24 protein-coding genes are annotated in these 20608 nt (G+C 36.7%); 19 read left to right on the top strand and 5 right to left on the bottom strand.

What is annotated here, in order from left to right; translation table 11 throughout:
- Positions 1-60: 60 nt before the first annotated feature.
- A complete protein-coding gene (locus tag ACVWXS_RS10930) occupies positions 61-480 on the top strand; it encodes a VOC family protein (RefSeq protein WP_368637263.1) in 420 nt (139 codons plus the stop codon).
- Positions 481-708: 228 nt separating this feature from the next.
- Positions 709-1083, top strand: a complete 375-nt coding sequence (locus tag ACVWXS_RS10925; protein ID WP_456958208.1) for a VOC family protein — start codon at positions 709-711, stop codon at positions 1081-1083.
- Positions 1084-1221: 138 nt separating this feature from the next.
- Here ACVWXS_RS10925 and ACVWXS_RS10920 read toward each other — a convergent pair whose 3' ends face one another.
- Positions 1222-1968: a hypothetical protein gene (locus tag ACVWXS_RS10920; RefSeq protein WP_374964468.1), complete on the bottom strand. Its 747-nt coding sequence runs from the start codon at positions 1966-1968 to the stop codon at positions 1222-1224.
- 277 nt (positions 1969-2245) lie between these two features.
- On the opposite strand from ACVWXS_RS10920, the gene ACVWXS_RS10915 reads away from it, so the two are divergent.
- The 7 genes from ACVWXS_RS10915 (at position 2246) to ACVWXS_RS10885 (ending at position 8599) form a co-directional block, all read left to right on the top strand.
- On the top strand, positions 2246-3442 hold the full coding sequence (locus tag ACVWXS_RS10915) for an acyl-CoA dehydrogenase family protein (RefSeq protein WP_456958207.1): 1197 nt from the start codon (positions 2246-2248) through the stop codon (positions 3440-3442).
- Positions 3443-3445: 3 nt separating this feature from the next.
- Positions 3446-4315: a transporter substrate-binding domain-containing protein gene (locus ACVWXS_RS10910; RefSeq protein ID WP_456958206.1), complete on the top strand. Its 870-nt coding sequence runs from the start codon at positions 3446-3448 to the stop codon at positions 4313-4315.
- Between the two features lie 132 nt (positions 4316-4447).
- Complete coding sequence (locus tag ACVWXS_RS10905) at positions 4448-5155, top strand: amino acid ABC transporter permease (protein ID WP_368637268.1); 708 nt, start codon at positions 4448-4450, stop codon at positions 5153-5155.
- A gap of 12 nt (positions 5156-5167) precedes the next feature.
- Complete coding sequence (locus ACVWXS_RS10900) at positions 5168-5869, top strand: amino acid ABC transporter permease (RefSeq protein ID WP_368637269.1); 702 nt, start codon at positions 5168-5170, stop codon at positions 5867-5869.
- A gap of 13 nt (positions 5870-5882) precedes the next feature.
- The gene (locus ACVWXS_RS10895) at positions 5883-6638 is read left to right on the top strand and encodes an amino acid ABC transporter ATP-binding protein (protein ID WP_456958205.1); all 756 of its coding nucleotides are present in this window, start codon (positions 5883-5885) and stop codon (positions 6636-6638) included.
- 345 nt (positions 6639-6983) lie between these two features.
- Positions 6984-7940, top strand: a complete 957-nt coding sequence (locus tag ACVWXS_RS10890) for an AAA family ATPase (RefSeq protein ID WP_456958204.1) — start codon at positions 6984-6986, stop codon at positions 7938-7940.
- 23 nt (positions 7941-7963) lie between these two features.
- A complete protein-coding gene (locus tag ACVWXS_RS10885; RefSeq protein WP_402986993.1) occupies positions 7964-8599 on the top strand; it encodes an RNA ligase family protein in 636 nt (211 codons plus the stop codon).
- A gap of 317 nt (positions 8600-8916) precedes the next feature.
- Here ACVWXS_RS10885 and ACVWXS_RS10880 read toward each other — a convergent pair whose 3' ends face one another.
- Positions 8917-10107: a coenzyme F420-0:L-glutamate ligase gene (locus ACVWXS_RS10880; protein WP_427496981.1), complete on the bottom strand. Its 1191-nt coding sequence runs from the start codon at positions 10105-10107 to the stop codon at positions 8917-8919.
- A gap of 130 nt (positions 10108-10237) precedes the next feature.
- On the opposite strand from ACVWXS_RS10880, the gene ACVWXS_RS10875 reads away from it, so the two are divergent.
- Positions 10238-11158: a LysR family transcriptional regulator gene (locus tag ACVWXS_RS10875; protein WP_456958203.1), complete on the top strand. Its 921-nt coding sequence runs from the start codon at positions 10238-10240 to the stop codon at positions 11156-11158.
- 9 nt (positions 11159-11167) lie between these two features.
- On the opposite strand, the gene ACVWXS_RS10870 is transcribed toward ACVWXS_RS10875, so the two are convergent.
- Positions 11168-12061: a LysR family transcriptional regulator gene (locus ACVWXS_RS10870; protein ID WP_456958202.1), complete on the bottom strand. Its 894-nt coding sequence runs from the start codon at positions 12059-12061 to the stop codon at positions 11168-11170.
- A 113-nt stretch (positions 12062-12174) separates the two neighbouring features.
- On the opposite strand from ACVWXS_RS10870, the gene ACVWXS_RS10865 reads away from it, so the two are divergent.
- A complete protein-coding gene (locus tag ACVWXS_RS10865) occupies positions 12175-13191 on the top strand; it encodes a YeiH family protein (protein ID WP_427420680.1) in 1017 nt (338 codons plus the stop codon).
- A 102-nt stretch (positions 13192-13293) separates the two neighbouring features.
- Here the strand turns inward: ACVWXS_RS10865 and ACVWXS_RS10860 are convergent, their stop codons facing one another.
- Positions 13294-13629, bottom strand: coding sequence for a heme oxygenase (locus tag ACVWXS_RS10860; RefSeq protein ID WP_402986999.1), 336 nt, complete (start codon positions 13627-13629; stop codon positions 13294-13296).
- A 240-nt stretch (positions 13630-13869) separates the two neighbouring features.
- On the opposite strand from ACVWXS_RS10860, the gene ACVWXS_RS10855 reads away from it, so the two are divergent.
- From ACVWXS_RS10855 to ACVWXS_RS10825, 7 genes are all read left to right on the top strand, one after another.
- Positions 13870-14472, top strand: coding sequence for a class I SAM-dependent methyltransferase (locus ACVWXS_RS10855; RefSeq protein ID WP_456958201.1), 603 nt, complete (start codon positions 13870-13872; stop codon positions 14470-14472).
- Between the two features lie 412 nt (positions 14473-14884).
- Positions 14885-16087: an ABC transporter substrate-binding protein gene (locus tag ACVWXS_RS10850; RefSeq protein ID WP_456958200.1), complete on the top strand. Its 1203-nt coding sequence runs from the start codon at positions 14885-14887 to the stop codon at positions 16085-16087.
- Positions 16087-16344 carry a hypothetical protein gene (locus ACVWXS_RS10845; RefSeq protein WP_456958199.1) on the top strand — a complete coding sequence of 86 codons (258 nt, stop codon included), beginning with the start codon at positions 16087-16089 and terminating at the stop codon, positions 16342-16344. The genes ACVWXS_RS10850 and ACVWXS_RS10845 overlap by 1 nt, the downstream gene beginning before the upstream one ends.
- A gap of 89 nt (positions 16345-16433) precedes the next feature.
- Positions 16434-17309, top strand: coding sequence for a branched-chain amino acid ABC transporter permease (locus ACVWXS_RS10840; protein WP_068985731.1), 876 nt, complete (start codon positions 16434-16436; stop codon positions 17307-17309).
- A gap of 12 nt (positions 17310-17321) precedes the next feature.
- Positions 17322-18257 carry a branched-chain amino acid ABC transporter permease gene (locus ACVWXS_RS10835; RefSeq protein ID WP_374964487.1) on the top strand — a complete coding sequence of 312 codons (936 nt, stop codon included), beginning with the start codon at positions 17322-17324 and terminating at the stop codon, positions 18255-18257.
- Positions 18257-19036, top strand: coding sequence for an ABC transporter ATP-binding protein (locus ACVWXS_RS10830; protein WP_368637279.1), 780 nt, complete (start codon positions 18257-18259; stop codon positions 19034-19036). The genes ACVWXS_RS10835 and ACVWXS_RS10830 overlap by 1 nt, the downstream gene beginning before the upstream one ends.
- Positions 19036-19743, top strand: a complete 708-nt coding sequence (locus tag ACVWXS_RS10825) for an ABC transporter ATP-binding protein (protein ID WP_456958198.1) — start codon at positions 19036-19038, stop codon at positions 19741-19743. The genes ACVWXS_RS10830 and ACVWXS_RS10825 overlap by 1 nt, the downstream gene beginning before the upstream one ends.
- On the opposite strand, the gene ACVWXS_RS10820 is transcribed toward ACVWXS_RS10825, so the two are convergent.
- Positions 19738-19965: a hypothetical protein gene (locus ACVWXS_RS10820; protein ID WP_456958196.1), complete on the bottom strand. Its 228-nt coding sequence runs from the start codon at positions 19963-19965 to the stop codon at positions 19738-19740. The genes ACVWXS_RS10825 and ACVWXS_RS10820 overlap by 6 nt on opposite strands.
- Positions 19966-20090: 125 nt before the next feature.
- On the opposite strand from ACVWXS_RS10820, the gene ACVWXS_RS10815 reads away from it, so the two are divergent.
- A complete protein-coding gene (locus tag ACVWXS_RS10815; protein WP_456958194.1) occupies positions 20091-20588 on the top strand; it encodes a cupin domain-containing protein in 498 nt (165 codons plus the stop codon).
- Positions 20589-20608 lie beyond the last annotated feature (20 nt).

Raw genomic sequence — 20608 nt, 5'->3', positions numbered from 1 at the left:
TATGATTTGCTATCCATGTACAATAGAATTGTTTCAAAAATTGACAAGGGAGTGTTGGAAATGGCAGTAGAAGTATACTTAATTTTTAATGGGAATTGTCGAGAGGCAGTATCGTTTTATGAGAAAGTTTTTGATACGGACAAGGCTGAAATTATGACATTCGGTGATTCACCGCAAAATCCAAATTATCAATTACCCGAAGAAGCTAAAGACCTTGTAATGCATACACGACTTTCGATTTTCGGTAGTACTGTAATGTTTTCAGATACATTCCCAGGCTCACCGTTCACAATCGGTAACAATGTAACGTTAGCTGTTGTCTCAAGTGATGAGGATAAGATGCGAAAAGCTTTTGAGGCTCTTAAAGATGGTGGCAAGGTTACTATGGAGCTGCAAGAAACATTTTGGAGCAAATGTTACGGCTCACTAACGGATAAATTCGGTATTGAATGGCAATTTAGTCATGAGGAAAATAAATAATAACAATGCTAAAAAGCACGATGAATAGGGAACCCTTTTTTTTATCGTGCAGCTGTAGACCAACCTGGACATCAGCCGAAGCCTACATTACGAATAAGTATTTTGAAATACTAGAGTAGTAACTATATCAATTAATACTTCGAAATTCTTTTAAAAACGATCATTAATATGACATATATAGCTACATTTTGATGTATACTAATGCTCAAAAGAGGAGGGAATTGCTTCATGATCCGACAAATTGGACAAGTAATGCTGTATGTAAATGATCAGGATACTGCCGTTAAGTTTTGGACAGAAAAAATTGGTTTCGTTGTAGTTGCAGACCAGGAAGAGGCGGGAATGCGCTGGATTGAAATTGCGCCGACTAAAGGAGCTCAAACTACTTTTGTTTTACACAATAAAGAAATCATTGCCAAAATGCAGCCTGAATTAAATTTAGGGACACCTTCTATTATGTTTTATGCAGATCATATAGAAAATCTGTATCAAGATTTCCAAGCAAAAGGCGTTAAAGTAGGGGATTTAGTCATGATGCCAATGGGTAGAGTTTTTAATTTCGCTGATCACGAAAATAATTATTTCGCATTGGTAGAAAAATAAATCATGGTTGTTCTATAAGTAAAAAATTTAAAGGGAATCTGTCCGATTTCGATTGTTCCATGTAGAAGTCGAGCAGATTCTTGCTTTTTATTCCTATAGAAGTTGTAGTTATTTATCCCGCAATAAAGGGCAGTAAGTCTATTTTAAGTCTTCTCCGAAAATCCCCACAGTTTGGCGGTCAATTGTAAATTCATAACCGTTCCATTTTAGAATGTTTTCGACATAACCTAATCGATCAGCATGAAATCTGCCTGCAATCGCTTGATAAGATAAAATCTCATATATTCCATCACGCTCAAAGTCCACTGGATACAATCCACTGATTGGATCAACCCATCCTTCAATAGGCTGCTTTAGGGTACCATTTTGATTATAAATTTCCGCTAAATAATCCGGTCCCTTGTATTGTAAATCGATGATATATTGCTTTTTAGGATTCATACTACGGACAGCTACTTTGTATTGATCTTGATAATTAACCGTGTACTTTAGTTTATTATTAAATGATTCTGCATCAAAAATTGAGCGTATTTTCCCATTTATTGAGGAGAATATTTCACCGTTGATAATACCTCCACTGCCACCAGTATCGGAAATAGCTAAAATATCATCTAGATGATTGCCGGTAAAGTCACCTAAAAATATAGTTGGATTATAGCCAACGTTTTGTTTGAGCATTATTTTTTCAAATTGTTGTGTATTTCCATAAAAAATAACAAGTGTTAGGTTTTGCCACAATGGGCTATCTGGCGTTTTAGTTCCCATCAAAAGAACTGTTTCGAGATAGCCATCACCATTAATATCTCCAAATTTCGTCTGAATAATCTGAGGAGCCATAGGTGAAATAGCGATATTATTTAAAGATGGGTTCATATTATTGGTCATACATACACCTCTTTCTTTAGTTTTAGCATATGTTGTAAATATGGCTTGGTGAGTAAAATGTAGAAATATAAACAACATATATCATATAAAACCAATAAAAAAACTTATAATAACCCATTGACATTTCCAAATGTGGGAAGTATCATAAGTGTCAACGAATCAGAAAATTCAGTACGAATTATAATCTCGCTACTAAAATGTAGTTAGAGATTTTTTTACAACATTAATCCTTAGTAAATGTATATGTTTTATATAATTTGGGAAGAAGGAGATTTTCTTGAAGGATTTATTTATTAAAACAAAGCGACAAGAGTATTGGCTTGAACAGCTAGCATCTATTTCTGAGCCAATCAAGGCTGAGGCCAAAGAGGTAGACGAACAATCTCGGTTTCCATTCGAAGCACATAAGTTACTTTTGCAAATTGGTTACCCAAAACTAACTTTGCCAAAAAAATATGGCGGTGAAGGTTTATCCGTCTATGATATGGTGCTCGTTCAAGAAACGTTAGCGAGCTATGATGAGAATGCCTCACTCTCACTAGGATGGACATTAGGTGTTGTAGGTGAACTATATGAGAAAAAGCTATGGACAGAGGATTTACTCAGTCTCTTTGCTCAAGAAATAAACAACGGTGCAATTATAAATAGGGCCGTGAGTGAAGTGGCAACTGGGAGTCCAACACGTGGAGGGCGACCAGGAACAAACGCGGTCTCTATAGAAGAAGGATGGCTCTTAAATGGACGTAAAATCTTTACGACGGCTTCTCCGGTCCTAGATTATTTCTTAACATCAGCTTGGATTGAGGAAAAAAATAAAATCGGCTTCTTCCTTATTCATAAAGATGTCCAAGGGCTTTCAATCGAAGAAAACTGGGAGATGTCAGCAATGCGAGGTACTAGTAGTCATGATCTAGTTTTAAAGGATGTAATTGTCCCTGCAAGTCATTTGGTAGAATTACCAAGTCATCCAAGCGGTGGCAAGATAAATGGTTGGATTCTACATATCCCAGCAACGTACTTAGGTATTGCGCAGGCAGCTCGTGATTATGCATTACATTTTGCCAATCATCATCAACCAAATAGCTTGAATGCTCCAATTAGTACATTACCAAATGTACAGCAACTTCTAGGCGATATTGAATTGATGCTACATCAGGCACGCTTTGTGCTATATGGAGTAGCTGAGGCTTATGATGACCCAGCTAGGCGTGAGCTTATAACAAATGAAATGGCAGTTGCTAAGCATACGGTAACCAATTTGGTGATTGAAATTGTAGATAAGGCAATGCGTGTAGTAGGTGCGAAAAGCTTACAATTAACAAATCCATTGCAACGCTATTATCGAAATGTTCGTGCAGGACTTCATAATCCACCGATGGATGATATGACCATTATTAAATTGGCAAATGCTGCGATTGAACAGCAGAAATCGGATGAAATCAATGACAAAACCATAGAGAATAAGGAGAAATGATAGATGTTTAAACAAAAGAAAAAATTTTTTCAATTGGCAGCAATCGGATTGGCTTCACTTGCTATTTTAGCAGGCTGTAATTCAGGCGAGACTTCAGACAAAGACTCGGAGGATGGCGTGAAAGTACGTACAGTAAAAGTTGCATTTGACCAGGCGACTAAGCCAATTAGTTATCTAGATGATAAAGGAAATCCAACAGGCTACGATGTGGAAGTCATGAAGCTAGTGGATGAACTATTACCTGAATATAAGTTTGAATATGTAGGGACAACGAGCGACGATTTATTGATTGGTGTAGAGCAGGGGAAATATCAAGTAGGTGTAAAAAACGCATTCTTTACGCAGGAACGTACAGAGAAATTTATTTTCCCTAAAGAATTTTTAGGCTTAAGTAGTGCAGGTTTAGTTTTACGCAAAGAAGATGAAGCTGTGAAAACTTTAGCCGACTTTGCTAAAAAGGGTTATTCATTAGCACCAATTGCTGCGAATAATGCTCAATACACAATTATTGATGAATATAATAAGGCCAACCCTGACAATCAAGTTAAATTACAGGCTGGAGATGCATTTACTATCGATGTCGTGCAATGGGTAAATGAAAAACGTGTCGATGGTGGTGTCATGATTGAAGGTCCATTTAAACAACAAGTTTTAGCAGAAGATGGCCCATATCATAACTTAAAGGATGAAGTAGTGTACAACGAATTTGCCGTTATTAAAACATGGCCATTGTTCAATAAAAAGGAACAGGAATTTGCAGACGCTTACGATAAAGCGATCACTCAAATTAAAGAACAGAAGAAAACAAATGAATTAAGCACTAAGTTTTACGGCCGAGATTTATTTGAAGTGTTAGAAACTGTGAATCGCTAATAATAATTTCTCTTTTACAGTTGGTACTGAATAAAAGGCTGTTGAGTCTGTAAACTCAGCAGTCTTTATTCATACAAAAAAGCATTAAAACTTATGCTATAGTCCAAACATTTAATAAAAGTTGGTGAGGAAATGGAGAAGTATTTTGATGCATCATACATTTGGAACTCAATTCCTGTATTATTGCCGTTTTTAAAAGTTACCTTCTTAGTCGCAGGGTCTTCCATTGTACTAGGCACAATTTTTGGCTTACTATTAGCGGCTGCCAAGTTAAGTTCAATAAAATTATTACAAAAATTAGCAAACTTATATACAACGATTATGCGTTGTACACCGTCGATTGTCTTATTATTTCTCGTCTATTATGGTGTTCCGGCATTAGCGGAAAACTTCGGTATAAATCTCCATTCAATTGAAACAGCCATTTTCGTAGTCGTAACATTTACTTTGCAGTTTGCAGCGATTATGTCAGAGGTTATTCGTTCTGCCTATTTAGCTATTAATAAAGGGCAATTTGAAGCGGCGGTTAGTGTAGGATTAACACCATTTCAGGCATATCGACGTATTATTTTCCCACAGGCACTCGTTATCGCATTACCGAACTTTGGGAATGGAATGATTGCGTTATTACAAGAGGGCGCGCTTGCTTATACAATCGGCTTAATTGACATTGTCGGAAAAGCAAATTTAATTATCGCAAGTAATATTAATGCACATGCATTAGAAATATATATTGCCTTAGCGATTGTTTATTGGGTGCTGTCGATTATTATAGAAAAGTTCTTTGCTATGCTAGAGAAGTTTTTTGGCAAGGGGAAAAAGACATTAGAAACGACGTAAGGAGGCGTAACCATGAATTATCAATTTTTAATTGAAACATTTTTTGTTGCATTAACAGGTGTACCTATCGCGCTCCTTGTGACAGTTGTTGCTTTGCTCGTTGCCCTGCCACTTGGTTTTATACTGGCACTAACACGGATTAATAAAATCCCGGTGATCCATCATATAGCAAAAATCTATGTTTCCTTTGTACGAGGTACACCTATCATCATTCAAATCTTTATTGTTTATAGTAGTATCCCACTACTACTTAAAGCTATTTTTGAAAAATATAATATTACGTATGATATTTATAAAATTAATCCAATTTGGTATGCATTTATCGTCTTCGCCTTTAGTACGACTGCGATTTTAATAGAAGTATTTCGTTCTGCTTTAAGTACAATTGAAAAAGGCCAACTAGAGGCTGCTCATGCTGTAGGCTTATCAACATTTCAAGCCTATCGCCGTATTATTATTCCGCAAGCTTTAGTAGTGGCTATGCCAAATATTTGTACGGCTACAGTCAATCTCATTAAAGCGACATCTTTAGGCTATGCAATGTCCTTACCTGAAATTACATTAAAGGCTAAGGTAGCTGCAAATGTTGGCTACAATTACGTAGAAGCATATATTGATATTTTCATTGTGTACTTAATTTTATGTAGTACAGTTGAATACATTTTTAAACGATATGAAAAATATTTAAGCAAATTCAAAGTGGCAAAAGCTTAAGGGGTGAACGCGCATGTTAGAGATTAAAAATATTCATAAATCATTTGGTGACAATGAAATTTTAAAGGGTGTCGATTTAGCCATTGATAAAGGTGATGTTGTTGTTATTTTAGGTCCCAGCGGCTCAGGAAAAACGACATTATTACGTTGCATTAACTTTTTGGAAAAAGCCGATCAAGGACATGCGACATTTGGTGATATTCAAGTGGATTTTCAAAATGTGAAGAAGAAGGACGTACATTCCATTCGTCAACGTGTAGCCTTTGTATTCCAAAACTATAATCTTTTCACGAATAAAACAGCGCTAGAAAATGTGACAGAAGGGCTTATTATAGGACGTAAAGTTCCAAAGGCAGAGGCCATTGAAATTGGCAAAAAGGCGCTAGATAAAGTAGGTTTATCAGAAAAATACGATTCCTATCCAAGTCAATTGTCTGGTGGTCAACAACAGCGAGTTGGTATTGCGCGAGCAGTGGCGTTAAATCCGGATATTATTTTATTTGACGAACCAACTTCCGCACTTGACCCAGAGCTAGTGGGGGAAGTCCTTCAGGTTATGAAAAACATTGCGGCTGAGGGAACAACGATGCTTGTTGTCACGCATGAAATGGGCTTTGCCAAAGACGTCGCAAACCGAGTAATTTTTATGGACGGTGGTGTCGTTGTAGAGGAAGGTAGCCCTCGCGATATATTCGTTAATCCGAAAGAGGAGCGCACGAAGAAATTCTTAAAACGTGTTATTCCAGAGGATTATACGTACTACATTTAAGAAAGAAATATAGTCTAGTGATTTTTTGTAAAATCTTGATATTATAAAGTTATGATATAATATCAAATTTTTAATAAAAAACTGTTCCGAAAAAGTTGGGGCAGTCTTTTTTTTAGCTAGATTTTCCCTTTCTGAAGAACGTTACTTTTTATGGATAGCCACCAATATTTTGGTATGACATCATATATATAAGTCGATTGGGTAATTCCTTGGGGACAGCGATAGAGCTCAAAAATTAATCTCCGTACTTTAAAGTTAAGCCGGTGATTAATTTTTGATCAAGAATAGCTTCGTAATAAGGGAGAGTAGAGGTTAATATATGACACTTGAAAGGGGGTGAAAAAAATGAAGGTGATATTTACAGTGGGGCTACCTGGGAGTGGCAAAAGTACGTTTGTTAAGAGTCTAGCAAAAAGCGAAAATGCGCTTATTCTTTCAAGTGATACTATACGTCAAGAGTTATTCGGTGACGCTACAAGGCAGCGATCGCGAATAGTATTCCGTGTTTTGTATGAGCGTTTGAATGAATGTGTAGCCAAAGGTCAATCGGTTATTGTCGATGCGACAAATATTGAACGGGAACGTAGAATATTTGCACTAGGTAAATTGACTAGTAATGTGAAAGTTGTATGCTATTATTTTGATACACCTTACACGTTGTGTGTAGCAAGAAATCAACAAAGAAAGAGGAAAGTTCCGTTAGTGATAATGGATAAAATGAGGAAGAACCTAGAGTTTCCGATAATGGGAGAAGGATTTGATGAGGTGCATATTGTACATGAAGCGAGTCCGTATGAAATCTCAAAAAAACAATTTATTTCACTAATCCAAAGCCAGCCCACATATGAGGAGCTATTTCGGGCGTTAAAATCAGTCCCACTATTTGAAGAGATTTATCGGTTTAATCAAGAAAATCCATACCATCAATTTTTACTATGCCAGCATACGTATTTTGTTTATGAATATATGAACGAATACTATATGGAAAGTGACAAGCTAGCATTACAAATAGCCGCTTTATTCCATGATGTAGGCAAACCATTTTGTAAAAAATATAAAGAATTACAACAAAGATATGGATATTACGGACATGAAAATGTATCTGCCCAAATGGTATGTCATTTTTTATTAGAGCTAGGATTTGAAGAAGACTTTGTTTTAAAGGTTGTTAATTTAGTGCAATTTCATATGTTAATTCAATACGGGGGCGATAAGGGAGGAAGTAAGATTTATCATTTATTAGATGGTGACTTATTAACAAAACTTTATTTCTTTCGTGAAGCAGATCAATTTGCTAAATAGGTGTAAGTAAAGGAAGTGAGTTTATGACCAATTTAAAGAAATACCCAAGAAGCTTTCATTTGCCGTGGAGTAGAGGATATACACATGACGATAAGGTTGCTAAAAATGTGGATCATTTTATTGGGAAAGAGGTTGTTGTAACAGAAAAATTAGATGGTGAAGGAACAACACTTTATCGAAACTATATGCATGCTAGAAGCTTAAATTCAGGAGATCACCCATCTAGGCACTGGGTAAAAACGTTTCATGCTAACTTTGCATTTCAGATTCCAGATGATTGGAGATTATGTGGTGAAAATGTTTTTGCCAAACACTCCATTTACTATAATGAGTTAACGAGCTACTTTTATTTATTTAGTATTTGGAATGAAAAAAATATTTGTTTAAGCTGGGATGAAACAGTCGACTATGCAGCTGAACTGGGTATTGAAACGGTACCTGTTTTATATCGAGGCATTTTCGATGAAGAAAAAATAAAGAAGACTTTTACAGGAAAATCACTTCTTGGGGGTGAGCAGGAAGGGTATGTTATTAGAAATACGGCTGCCTTTCATTATGATGATTTTCAATATAATCTAGGGAAATGTGTTAGACAGAATCATGTTCGAACAAGTGAACATTGGTTAAATGAAGAAATGATTCCTAATCACCTGAAATAAGTTTTGTTTGAAAAGATTTAATCTACTATAAAGCAAAAGGACTGAGAAAAATGTAATTCTTAATGGGGTAATAATACATAATGTATATGAGGAAGTATGCAGTGGGTGGCATGTCCCTTTACGGGATTTACAGGTTCGATTCCTGTCATCCTCACTAAAAAATACCGTAATAAATTGAATGACCAAAATAAAAGTTAACAATAATTCGACACTATATTATAGGGGCAGTACGTGTAAAAAACCCTGCTAGTATAAAAATATGTCACTATAAGAAAACGAACTCCCTAACAGAAGTGGGAGTTCGTTTTCTTATAGCTTTATTTTGTATAGTTATCGAAATAACCTTGAATATAAATCATAGGTGTTCCTTTATCACCTGAACCAGAAGTTAGGTCAGATAGTGAACCAATTAAGTCTGTTAAGCGACGAGGTGTTGTACCTTGAGCAGCCATTTGCCCAGTTAAATCTTCATCTTTGTTTTGAATATATTCAGAGATTGCTGCTTTTAGCTCTTCACCACGAAGATTTGCGAAATCGTTATCTGCTAAATATTTCAGCTTTACTTCGTTTGGTGTGCCATCTAATCCGGCAGTGTATGCAGGAGATACAACAGGGTCAGCTAACTCCCAAATTTTGCCTACAGGATCTTTGAATGCGCCATCGCCGTAGATCATTACTTCAACTGTTTTACCAGTAGCTTCTTTGATCTTTGCTTGAATGCCGTCAACAATTGGTTGGCAAGTGTGTGGGAATAATTTTATGCTATCTTCAGTTGCTTTATTTGAACCAAGTAGACCATATTCCGCATTGAAGCCAGAACCGTTATTAGTTACAGATAAAATATTATCAAGACTGTATACTTTTTCAGCGCCATTTGCCATTAAAATACGTTTTGTACGTAAGCGTGAATGAATATCACAAGCTAATACACTCTTTGTATAGTCTAAAATAGTTTTTGGGTTGTTTGAAAAGATAACTTCACAAGCAGCGCCTTCAGCTTCGATTAATTCTTTGTAGTATTCAATATAATCTACACCTGTAAAAGTGTGTTTTTTATAGCCGAAATGTTCACGGAATTCAACTTCTGTTAAAGTATCTGTCCAAGGGTTTATACCTTTTACGTCTAGTTCATCAATATCAACTAGGTGGTTACCAACCTCATCAGATGGATAGCTTAGCATAAGAACAACTTTCTTCACGCCCTTAGCGATACCACGTAAGCAGTTAGCGAAACGGTTACGGCTTAGAATTGGGAAAATAACACCTACAGTATCGTCACCAAATTTAGCAGCCACGTCCGCTGCAATGTCATCGATTGATGCATAGTTACCTTGTGCACGCGCTACGACAGATTCTGTTACTGTTACAATGTCACGATCCTCAATTGAATAGCCTTCTGTCTTTGCTGCGTTTAATACTGTATCAACAACGATTTGCTCAATATTATCGCCTTCGTTAATAATTGGACCACGAAGACCTCTTACTACTGTACCAACTACACGTTCCAAAATAATCTCTCCTCGTTAATGGTAAATGTATGTTAAATAAATAAATATAACCAATATGATTTTACTATACGCCCCTTTAGTGATATAAGTAAAATTAATAGTTCATATAATAGCTATAAGGAGTGCTTATGTGGTAGGGAAATTAGATTTATATCGTGTTTTTACTGTTGTTGCTAAAAATAATAGCTTTTCAAGGGCTGCTAAAGACTTATATATGACTCAACCAGCCGTTAGCCAAGCCATGATGCAATTAGAAAAGGAACTCGGTACACGTCTCTTTAATCGTACTCCGAAGGGGGTAACCTTAACGACTGAGGGGAACCTTCTATATGAATATACGAATTCAGCATTAGGCCTTATAGATGCTGGTGAGGAGAAGTTGCTAGAATTTAAAAATTTAACAACAGGTCAGTTGAAAATTGGGGTAGGGGACACCATTTCCCGTTTCTTTTTAATGCCTTATCTAGAGGCGTTTCATACAATGTATCCTAATATAAAATTACAAATGTTAAATGGAACGACTTCTGAAATTTGTAACTTTATTAAATCTGGTGAGGTTGATATAGGGCTTTGTAATTTTCCGATAGAAGATCAGACATTACAGTTAACAGCATGCACAGAGGTTCAAGATATTTTTGTATGTGGTGAAAAGTACAAAACATTAGCGTCGAACAGCTTAAGATTTGAAGAACTTTTAAAGTTTCCACTTATTTTTCTAGAGAAAAAATCAAATTCTAGAAAGTATGTAGAAAATTATTTGTTTTCGAGGGGAATCCACATTGAACCTGAGTTCGAGCTCGGTTCACATGATCTTGTGCTAGAGTTTGCACGCAGTAATTTAGGCATTGCATGTGTAACGAAAGAATTTTCTAAAGATTATTTGCAACGAGGGCTTCTCTATGAGCTAACATTAACAGATAGTATACCAACACGAAGCATTGGCATGTGTTATTTGAAAAGTGTACCGTTATCTCGAGCGGCGTTGAAATTTGTAGAAATTATTGAGCACAAGCAGGAGCGTAAACGTCTAAATCCAAGAATTATAAAGTGAGCTTAGCGATTAAAATCCCGCTAAGCTCTTTTTTAGTAGTGCTTCTATGAGGGTGTCAACATTGCGTTTATTTTTCATCGTAGGTGAGTACAAATAAGAGAATGTTCGCATAAAATGCTGTCCTTCAAGCGGCAAAATTTTTATATCGCCATTTTTTAGTTCACGCTCAATAACACTAGCAGACAGTAGGGAAAGTCCAAGCCCCTGTATAACACTCTCTTTCACACCTTGATTGCTACTAATAGTAAGAAGTGAACGCACTTGGAGCCCATTTGTTCTAAATAAATGATCTAAATAATAACGAGTGCCAGAGCCTTCTTCACGTGCAACCCAATTTTGTTGCTGTAAGTCCGTAACCGTAATAGTCGACTTCTTGACAAGAGGGTGATTGCTAGCACTAACAATAAATAGCTCATCCTGCATAAACGGTTTAATAATAACCTCATTGTCGTTTGACTGTCCTTCAATAAGGCCAATATCGACCTGTAACAATTTTGTGTATTGAATGATTTCTTCCGTATTGCCAATAATAACTTGAAGCTCGAGCTGAGGGAATTGCTGATGCAGACTCGCTATTATAGGTGGCAATATGTATTCGCCAATTGTAAAACTAGAGCCAATAACAAGTGTACCTTGAATTTCATGATGAAAGGCTAAAATATCTTCCCGTGCTGCCTCTGCAATTGCCATCATTTGCTTCGCTCGTTTATATAAAATTTCCCCAGTTGGTGTAATTTGTACTGACTTTGGAGAGCGGATAAACAACGTCGTTTGAAAGTCTTGCTCTAAGTTTTTTATGTGTAAACTGACACTGGGCTGTGAAATATGAAGTATTTCGGAGGCTTTCGTAAAATTTTTGACCTCCACTAGTGTAATGAATGTTTTTAAAGCATCATATTGCATGTCATCACCCCTGCTATTAGAAATATTAATAATTACAATTATATATATGTATTTTACTAATGATTAACTTTTTAATAAAGTAATAATCATCAAGGATGAAAGAAGTGAACAACATGGATATTGGGCAAAGGTTAAAAAGTTTCCTAACCCCTGCGTTTATGAAGGGAATATTGTTGACACTCATTATTGCCTTAGTCGCAAAATATATTTCGACATTTCCATTTTTCTCAATACTGGGGCAGCTTGTCATTGCAATTATTTTAGGTATGGCTTGGAGAGCAGCCTTTAAGGTACAGGATTCATGGCAAGCAGGCATATCATTTTCAAGTAAAAAGCTATTAAGATTAGGCATTATTTTACTGGGTATGCGTTTAAATTTAGCGGATATTTATCATGCTGGTGCGGGTGTCTTTCTCATTGCATTTATTGATTTGGTATTTGCTTTAGTGGTTGTATATGGCTTAACGAAGGTATTTCATGTAGAGAAGAAGTTAGGCATATTAACAGCTTGTGGCACAGCCATTTGCGGAGCGGCCGCTGTTGTCGCTATTGCTCCTCAAATTAAAGCAAATGAAAAAGAAACAGCAGTGGGCGCGGCAATTGTCGCATTACTAGGGACTATATTCACATTAGTCTACACAGTGTTATACTCAGTATTTAACTTAACGCCTACTGAATACGGTATTTTCGCAGGAGGCACTCTACATGAGATTGCTCATGTTATTGCAGCAGCCTCTGCTGGTGGAAATGAAGCAGTTGATATGGCAGTTATTGTTAAGCTAACACGTGTCGCATTGCTTGTACCGGTAGCCATTATTATCGGTATTTTTTATCAGAGAATGGACAAGGGGCAGGGAAAAGAAGGATTTTCTCTATCAATCATTCCGTGGTTTATTCTCGGATTTTTAGCAATGAGTGCGATTAATTCGTTAGGTATTATACCAGCCAATGTAGCGCAAACATTTGTAAATATCTCGTATCTTTTAATTGGGATGTCGATGGCTGGCCTAGGTTTAAATGTAGAGATAAAAACCTTTAAACAATTAGGTGTAAAAGCATTTATTGCAGGACTGATCGGTTCGGTTTGTTTATCGATAATAGGGTATGTATTAGTCATTTTTATGCGATAAAATATTTCAAAAAAATCCTGCATATTCGAATATGCAGGATTTTTTTAGATAGAATCAGAAGATATTTTAGATTTTTTTAGTTTTTCATATACAAATTAAAAATTAGCGTGATGCTTCAATGGAAGAAGCTAATTCAGCTATAACTATTTTGCTACCTATCATTGGGCTATTTTCAGGTTTTGCTCCCTCAGAGCCTGGTTCTGGGCGTTGATGGGCAGCGGCGAATGCATCGCTATTACGCCAAGCTTGGAAATGTTCCTTAGACTCCCAGTACATATTGACGCTCATTTCGTCATAAGTCGGATCATCAGTTGAAACTAACACCTCTACTTTATGGAAGCCTTCGAATTGCTGTAGTGGTCCTGGTTTTGTAAAGTTCGGCGCCATTTTTGCAGCAAAGCCTGGTTTAACTTGAATACGATTTGTAACAATAATCATGCTTTTCCCCCCTAATCATTTTCTAGTTAGAAAAAATCTACTATTCGAATGAGTTATCAGTGATTATCATTCGCAATCAATGATAATTGGCGTAGGAAGACATTGTCAATAGAATAGTCGTGTAAATTGTAAATATAATTGAAGAGGTCGCTAAAAAAATAGTCATTTTCAAACCTTTTTGGTATGGTTTTTGCCTTTTATCGTGCTAAAATAAAGCATTCTTTTTAGGAGTATAATAGTATGAATGAACATCAATTTGATAAGTTATTGCATATTAATACAGTTGGTGAACAGTATGGTTTCCCTAAATTAGCTCATTACCATCGCTATGAGCCAACACCATATGTCGGATTAGAACAATTATTTTCACAGTATGAAATGCCAGATAATCCAGTGTTTATCGATATGGGATGTGGAAAAGGGAGAGTACCTATTTATGTGCATCATAAATTTCATATCCCGACAATTGGAATAGAAATGGATGAAGGTTTTTATGCAGAGGCAGAGAACAATAAAAAGGGTTATCTTCAAAAGAAGAATGCTCAAGCTTCAATTTCCTTTATTCATTCAATAGCGGAGAACTATGCTATTCAATCACGCGACACGGTTTTCTTTTTTTTCAATCCGTTTTCAATTCATATTTTCCGTACGGTCATTCATAATATTTGGAAGTCTTATGAGCAACATATGCGTGAAATTCATATTATTTTATACTATCCACCTTATGATTATTTGCAGTTTTTACATCACGGGACACCTTTTGAATTAATTCATGAGGTTCATCTAGAGAATGAAACAAATATTAACGAACGCCTCTGCGTGTTTGCATTGAAAAAAGCTTAGAGCTTGGGGAAATCTGACTCTAAGCTTTTTTCTATTTATGAAATTCTTGTACCAATCATTGTTTATTTTCCTGGAAATAAAAATCATTTAAAATCTTGCAATTTTCGCAAAAAAGACATCTTCAATGGAGATTTTTTTATAAAAAAATAATCGGAAATAATAATTTTGTAGTAATAAACATCAATAATTAATAGATAATTCGAAAATTACTAATTATACTGAAAAATCACTCTAGACTAAATATAAAGAATGTTTTACAATGTAAAAGGCTTAAATGAATAATATTCTAATTTAGTTTTAGCATAGTTATAAATAATAGTTTTGGTCATTTTTGTTATTGAGGAAATGAATTTAATTGTTTATAATTATCAGAAATATCTAATATTTGAGAAATTTCAAGGGGGATAAAATTATGAGAGAGAACAAAAAGCTTAAAAAGTTCGGTTCACTTCTAGTTGCTTCTTCATTACTTGCGGGTGTTCTTGCTGGTTGTGGAAACGGAGATAGCTCAGGTTCAGGAGGCGGTTCTTCTGATGGCGATACGATTAAAATTGGTGCGAATTTAGAGCTTTCTGGTAACGTAGCTTCCTATGGTTCTTCAATTGCTCTAGGCGCAGAGCTAGCAGTTAAAGAAATTAATGATAAGGGCGGTATCGACGGTAAGAAAATCGAGCTTATTAAAGTAGATAATAAATCAGAAAACGCAGAGGCAACTACAGCAGCTATTAAACTAGCAACACAAGATAAAGTAGTAGCAATGCTAGCCCCAGCAACTTCTGGTAATACAGTTGCAACTGTGCAAATTGCGAACGACAAGAAAATTCCAATCGTTACTGGTTCTGGTACAGCTCCTAACATTACAGTAAATGATGATGGCAGCGTTAATGAATACGCATTCCGTACTTGTTTCATTGATCCATTCCAAGGGATTGTGGCAGCGAACTTCGCTTCTGGTGAATTGAAAGCTAAAAACGTAGCTATTTTTGCGGACAATGCATCCGACTATGCAAAAGGTTTAGCAAAATCATTTAAAGAAACGATTACTAAAAATGGTGGGAAAGTTGTAGAAGAAGAAGCGTATGTGGCTAAGGATGCTGACTTCCGTACACAATTAACAAATATTAAAGCAGCTAAACCAGACTTTATCTTTATCCCAGGATACTATGAAGAGGTTGGTTTAATTGTTAAACAAGCACGTGAAATGGGTATCGATGTACCACTGATGGGAGCTGATGGTTGGGATTCACCGACATTAGTAGAGCTAGCTGGTGCGGATGCGTTGAATAACACATATATTACAAACCATTACTCTGCAGAAGACCCAGATCAAAAAATTCAAGACTTCGTAAAGGCATTTAAAGCAGCGAACAAAGACAAAGCACCTGATGCATTCAATGCACTTGGCTATGACACAATTTACTACATTGCTGATGCTATTAAGCGTGCAGGCTCTACGGAGGGGGAAGCAATTCAAAAAGCATTGGCTGACACAAAAGATCTTTCTTTAGTAACAGGTACTTTCTCAGTTGACAAAGATCATAACCCAATTAAAACAGCAACAGTTCTTGAATTTAAAGACGGTAAACAAGTGTTCAACTCTAAAGTTAATCCTTAATGTTTTCTAGGCAAGGGGAGGCGGGTAAACACGTCTTCCTTTTTGTTTATTTTCATTCAGTGAAGACTCCCACCATTGAAGATGGTGAGATGAATGCGGATATGGTTCATTTACAGTGTCCAAGCACCTACTTAATGAAAATAAAGCCTCCGGTGGATGTCACGGATTTTGAAAGGAGTGAATTGTGCGAGCACAATTCAAAATCCGGACGCAATTACGCCAAGGCGAAATTGATAGACCATGAAAAAATTTTTTAAGAGGACACAATTTACTCTATTTTCAATAATAACATGTAGAAGTAAGTTAAATTTTTGCATTTTTCGAAAAATAAAAGGAGTGAACGCTCATGGAATGGATACAACAGCTTGTGAATGGTATTTCACTCGGTAGTATCTACGCGTTAATAGCGTTAGGGTATACGATGGTATACGGCATTATTAAGCTGATTAACTTTGCCCACGGTGATGTCTTCATGATTGGGTCATTTATTGGCTTTTATGCAATTGCTAAATGGGAGCTTGGCTTCTTCCCGGCACTATTATTGGCGATGGCAGTTTGTGCAATCTTTGGTGTTTTAATTGAACGTATTGCTTATAAGCGTTTACGAAATGCAACACGTATTGCAGCTTTAATTACAGCAATCGGTGTATCGCTATTAATCGAATACACGACTATTTTCTTCAGAGGTGCGCAACCAGCGGCATATCCTGAAGTCATTAAAAATAAATCTTTTGATGTTTTCGGGGTTCAAATTAGTAGTACATCTATTTTAATTTTAACGGTAGCAATTGTACTGATGATTCTTTTACAATTCATCGTTCATAAAACAAAGATCGGAAAAGCTATGCGCGCAGTTTCTCATGATGCTGATGCAGCACGTTTAATGGGGATTAACGTAGATAATACAATTTCAGCAACATTCGCAATTGGTTCTGCTTTAGCTGGCGCAGCAGGTGTTATCTTTGGCATTTACTATACGAAAATCGATCCATTAATGGGGGTTATTCCAGGGGTTAAAGCGTTCATTGCTGCAGTACTAGGTGGTATTGGTATTATTCCTGGTGCCATGGTTGGCGGTATGTTATTAGGTGTTGTGGAATCATTAGTAAGTGCACTTGGTTTTTCTTTATGGCGCGATGCAGCGGCATTCGTTATTTTAATCTTAATCTTAATCTTCAGACCATCGGGTATCTTTGGTAAAAACGCCCGTGAGAAAGTGTAGGTGAGCGGTATTATGAAAAAGTCTAAAGTTTTTTGGGGCTATGCCGTATTAGCGTTGGTCATCTATGCGATAGTACAAGTACTTATTTCTTCAGGTGTTCTTGATATTTACTATCAAAATATGTTAATTACAATGTGTATTAACATTATGCTTGCGGTCAGCTTGCACATCGTTATTGGGATTACTGGTCAGTTCTCCATTGGGCATGCTGGTTTCCTAGCGGTAGGAGCGTATATTTCTGCGATTATTACAACTAAATTAATGCTTCCGTTCCCTTTAGCCATTTTCTTAGGGGCGCTTGCAGCAGCGGTTGCCGGTTTAATCGTAGGTATTCCGACATTACGTTTGAAGGGTGATTATTTAGCGATTGCAACACTTGGATTTGCGGAGATTATTCGTATTGTCTTTTTAAATACGGATTATGTTGGTGGCGCAGCGGGGATGCAAGTTAAATATTTATCAAACTGGACTTATGCATTCGTAGGTGTGGTTTTAACAATTCTAGTAATCTCTAACTTTACAAATTCTCGCCACGGTCGTGCATGCATATCGATTCGTGAGGATGAAATTGCGGCTGATGCAATGGGTATTAATACAACCTACTATAAAGTTATAGCGTTCGCGATTGGTTCTTTCTTTGCTGGTCTTGCAGGGGCCATCTTTGCACATAACTTTTACATTATTCAACCGACAACTTTCGGTTTCTTAAAATCATTTGATATTTTAATTTATGTCGTTCTTGGTGGCTTAGGAAGTCTTTCAGGATCGGTCATCGCTGCGATTTTCTTAACAGTAGTCTCGGCATATCTAGCAAACTTCCCAGAAACACGTATGATTATTTACAGTTTAGTATTAATAGTCGTAATGCTGTACCGTCCAACAGGTTTGATGGGAACAAAAGAAGTGACGGATTTATTTAAGTTTGGTAAAAAAGGAGGTACAAAATAATGACTGGAAACCTTCTTATCAATGTTGAAAACATGGGCATTCAATTCGGTGGTTTAAAGGCGGTACAGGGCGTTAATATGTACCTAAACCAAGGAGAACTAGTAGGTCTGATAGGGCCAAATGGTGCTGGTAAAACAACGAGCTTTAACATGCTTACCGGAGTGTATAAGCCAACTGAAGGCACGATTACATTTGACAGTATAAAGTTGAACGGGCTTGCACCATATCAAGTAACACAAAAAGGTATTAGCCGTACGTTCCAAAATATTCGTTTATTTAAAGAGCTCTCTGTTTTAGATAATGTAAAGGTAGCGAACCATTCGCTTGCCAAGCATTCCATGTGGTCTTCTATTTTCCGTTTGCCGAATCACTTTAAAGGTGAGGCAGAAATGGAGCATCAATCTATTGAGTTCCTAAAAATCTTTGGCTTAGATGTTTATAAGGATGAGCTTGCGAAAAATTTACCTTATGGGATGCAACGTCGATTAGAAATTGCTCGTGCCTTAGCTGCAAACCCTAAGCTACTTTTATTGGATGAGCCAGCAGCAGGGATGAACCCGCAGGAAACGCAAGATTTAATGGAATTAATAGCATTTATTCGTAAAGAATTTGGCTTAACAATTCTTCTAATTGAGCATGATATGAGCTTAGTTATGGGGATTTGTGAACGCATTTATGTGCTCGATCACGGTCAATTAATCGCTGATGGAACACCAGAAGAAATACGTAACAATCCCAAGGTAATTGAAGCTTACCTTGGTGAGGAGGTTATCAGCTAATGCTAAGAGTACAAAATATAGATGTATTTTACGGAAACATTCAAGCATTAAAGGGCCTCTCTTTAGAAGTAAATGAGGGTGAAATTGTAACGTTAATCGGTGCAAACGGTGCTGGTAAAAGTACATTATTAAAAACATTATCAGGTTTATTAAAACCAAAGGGCGGCATCATTGAATATGAGGGTTTCTCCATCGCAGGGAAGGCTGCACAGACAATTGTAAAATCAGGTATTTCACATGTTCCAGAAGGGCGTCGTGTTTTTGCCAATATGTCAGTTGAAGAGAACTTAGAGCTTGGGGCATATTTGCGTAACGATAAAGCTGGCATTAAAAAAGATATGGACCATGTGTTTGAACTATTTCCACGTCTTTTAGAGCGCCGTAAACAGCAATCAGGTACATTATCTGGTGGTGAGCAACAAATGCTGGCGATGGGGCGAGCATTAATGGCAAAACCGAAATTGTTATTGATGGATGAACCTTCAATGGGGCTTGCACCACTTATGGTAAAAAATATTTTTAATATTATTGAGCAAGTAAATAAAGAGGGTACAACCGTGTTGCTGGTTGAGCAAAATGCGAATATGGCGTTATCAGTAGCAAATCGTGCGTATGTACTTGAAACAGGACGTATTGTATTATCAGGTACAGCAAAAGAGCTTCAAGAGAGTGAACAAGTTAAGGCAGCTTATTTAGGTGGTTTATAGAGGGAGAAGGCGTCTCGGTTTCTGGGACGTCTTTTTTGTATGAGCGATAGGAGTGAGCAGATGGATAGAGCCGTTAAAGCGAAGGATAGAAAGAATAGAGCGACGGATAGAAAGGGCAAAGCGACGGATAGAAAGGGCAAAGCGACGGATGGAATGATTAAAGCGACGGAAATAAGTCAAAGCGACAGATAGAAAGGCTAGAGCGATGGATAGAACAGTCAAGGCGACGGAAATAAGTCAAAGCGACAGAAAGAATGGCCAAAACGAAGTGGAATGATCAAAGCGATGAAATAGCAGTAGCATTCGTTCTTTATAATTTGGTAATGTGAAAGAAAGGAGTGAAGTTTATGAATTACTCAGCACAATATTTTATTGAAAAATTAAATTTAGCAAAACATCCAGAAGGAGGTTATTATATATCCTCGTTTCGGGCATCTGAGGATATGGCTGTAAGGGATGTGCAGAGGCCAATTTATACGAGCATTTATTTCTTACTACGTTCCCAGGATTTATCGCATTTGCATCGTTTGAAATCGGACGAGCTTTGGTATTATCATGCTGGTAGTCCGCTAACAGTCCATATGATTTTTCCGGATGGTACATATGAGGCCAAGAAGCTTGGATTAAATGTTGAAGCAGGAGAAGTACCGCAAATAGCAGTACCGAAAAACACTATATTTGGCTCGTCCGTAGAGGATGCAGATACTTTTAGTTTGGTAGGCTGTATGGTTGCACCAGGTTTTGATTTTGAGGACTTTGAATTGTTTACACAAGAGGAGCTTTTAGCTGACTATCCGCAACACGAGGAAGTTATTCTAAAAATGGCTTACAAGAAGATTCAATAGAAGAACAGTGCCGTCTCAAA

The sequence above is a fragment of the Lysinibacillus sp. TE18511 genome (genome assembly GCF_054062295.1).
Note: the sequence above shows the minus strand (reverse complement) of the source record. Positions and strands in the feature narration are given on the sequence as shown.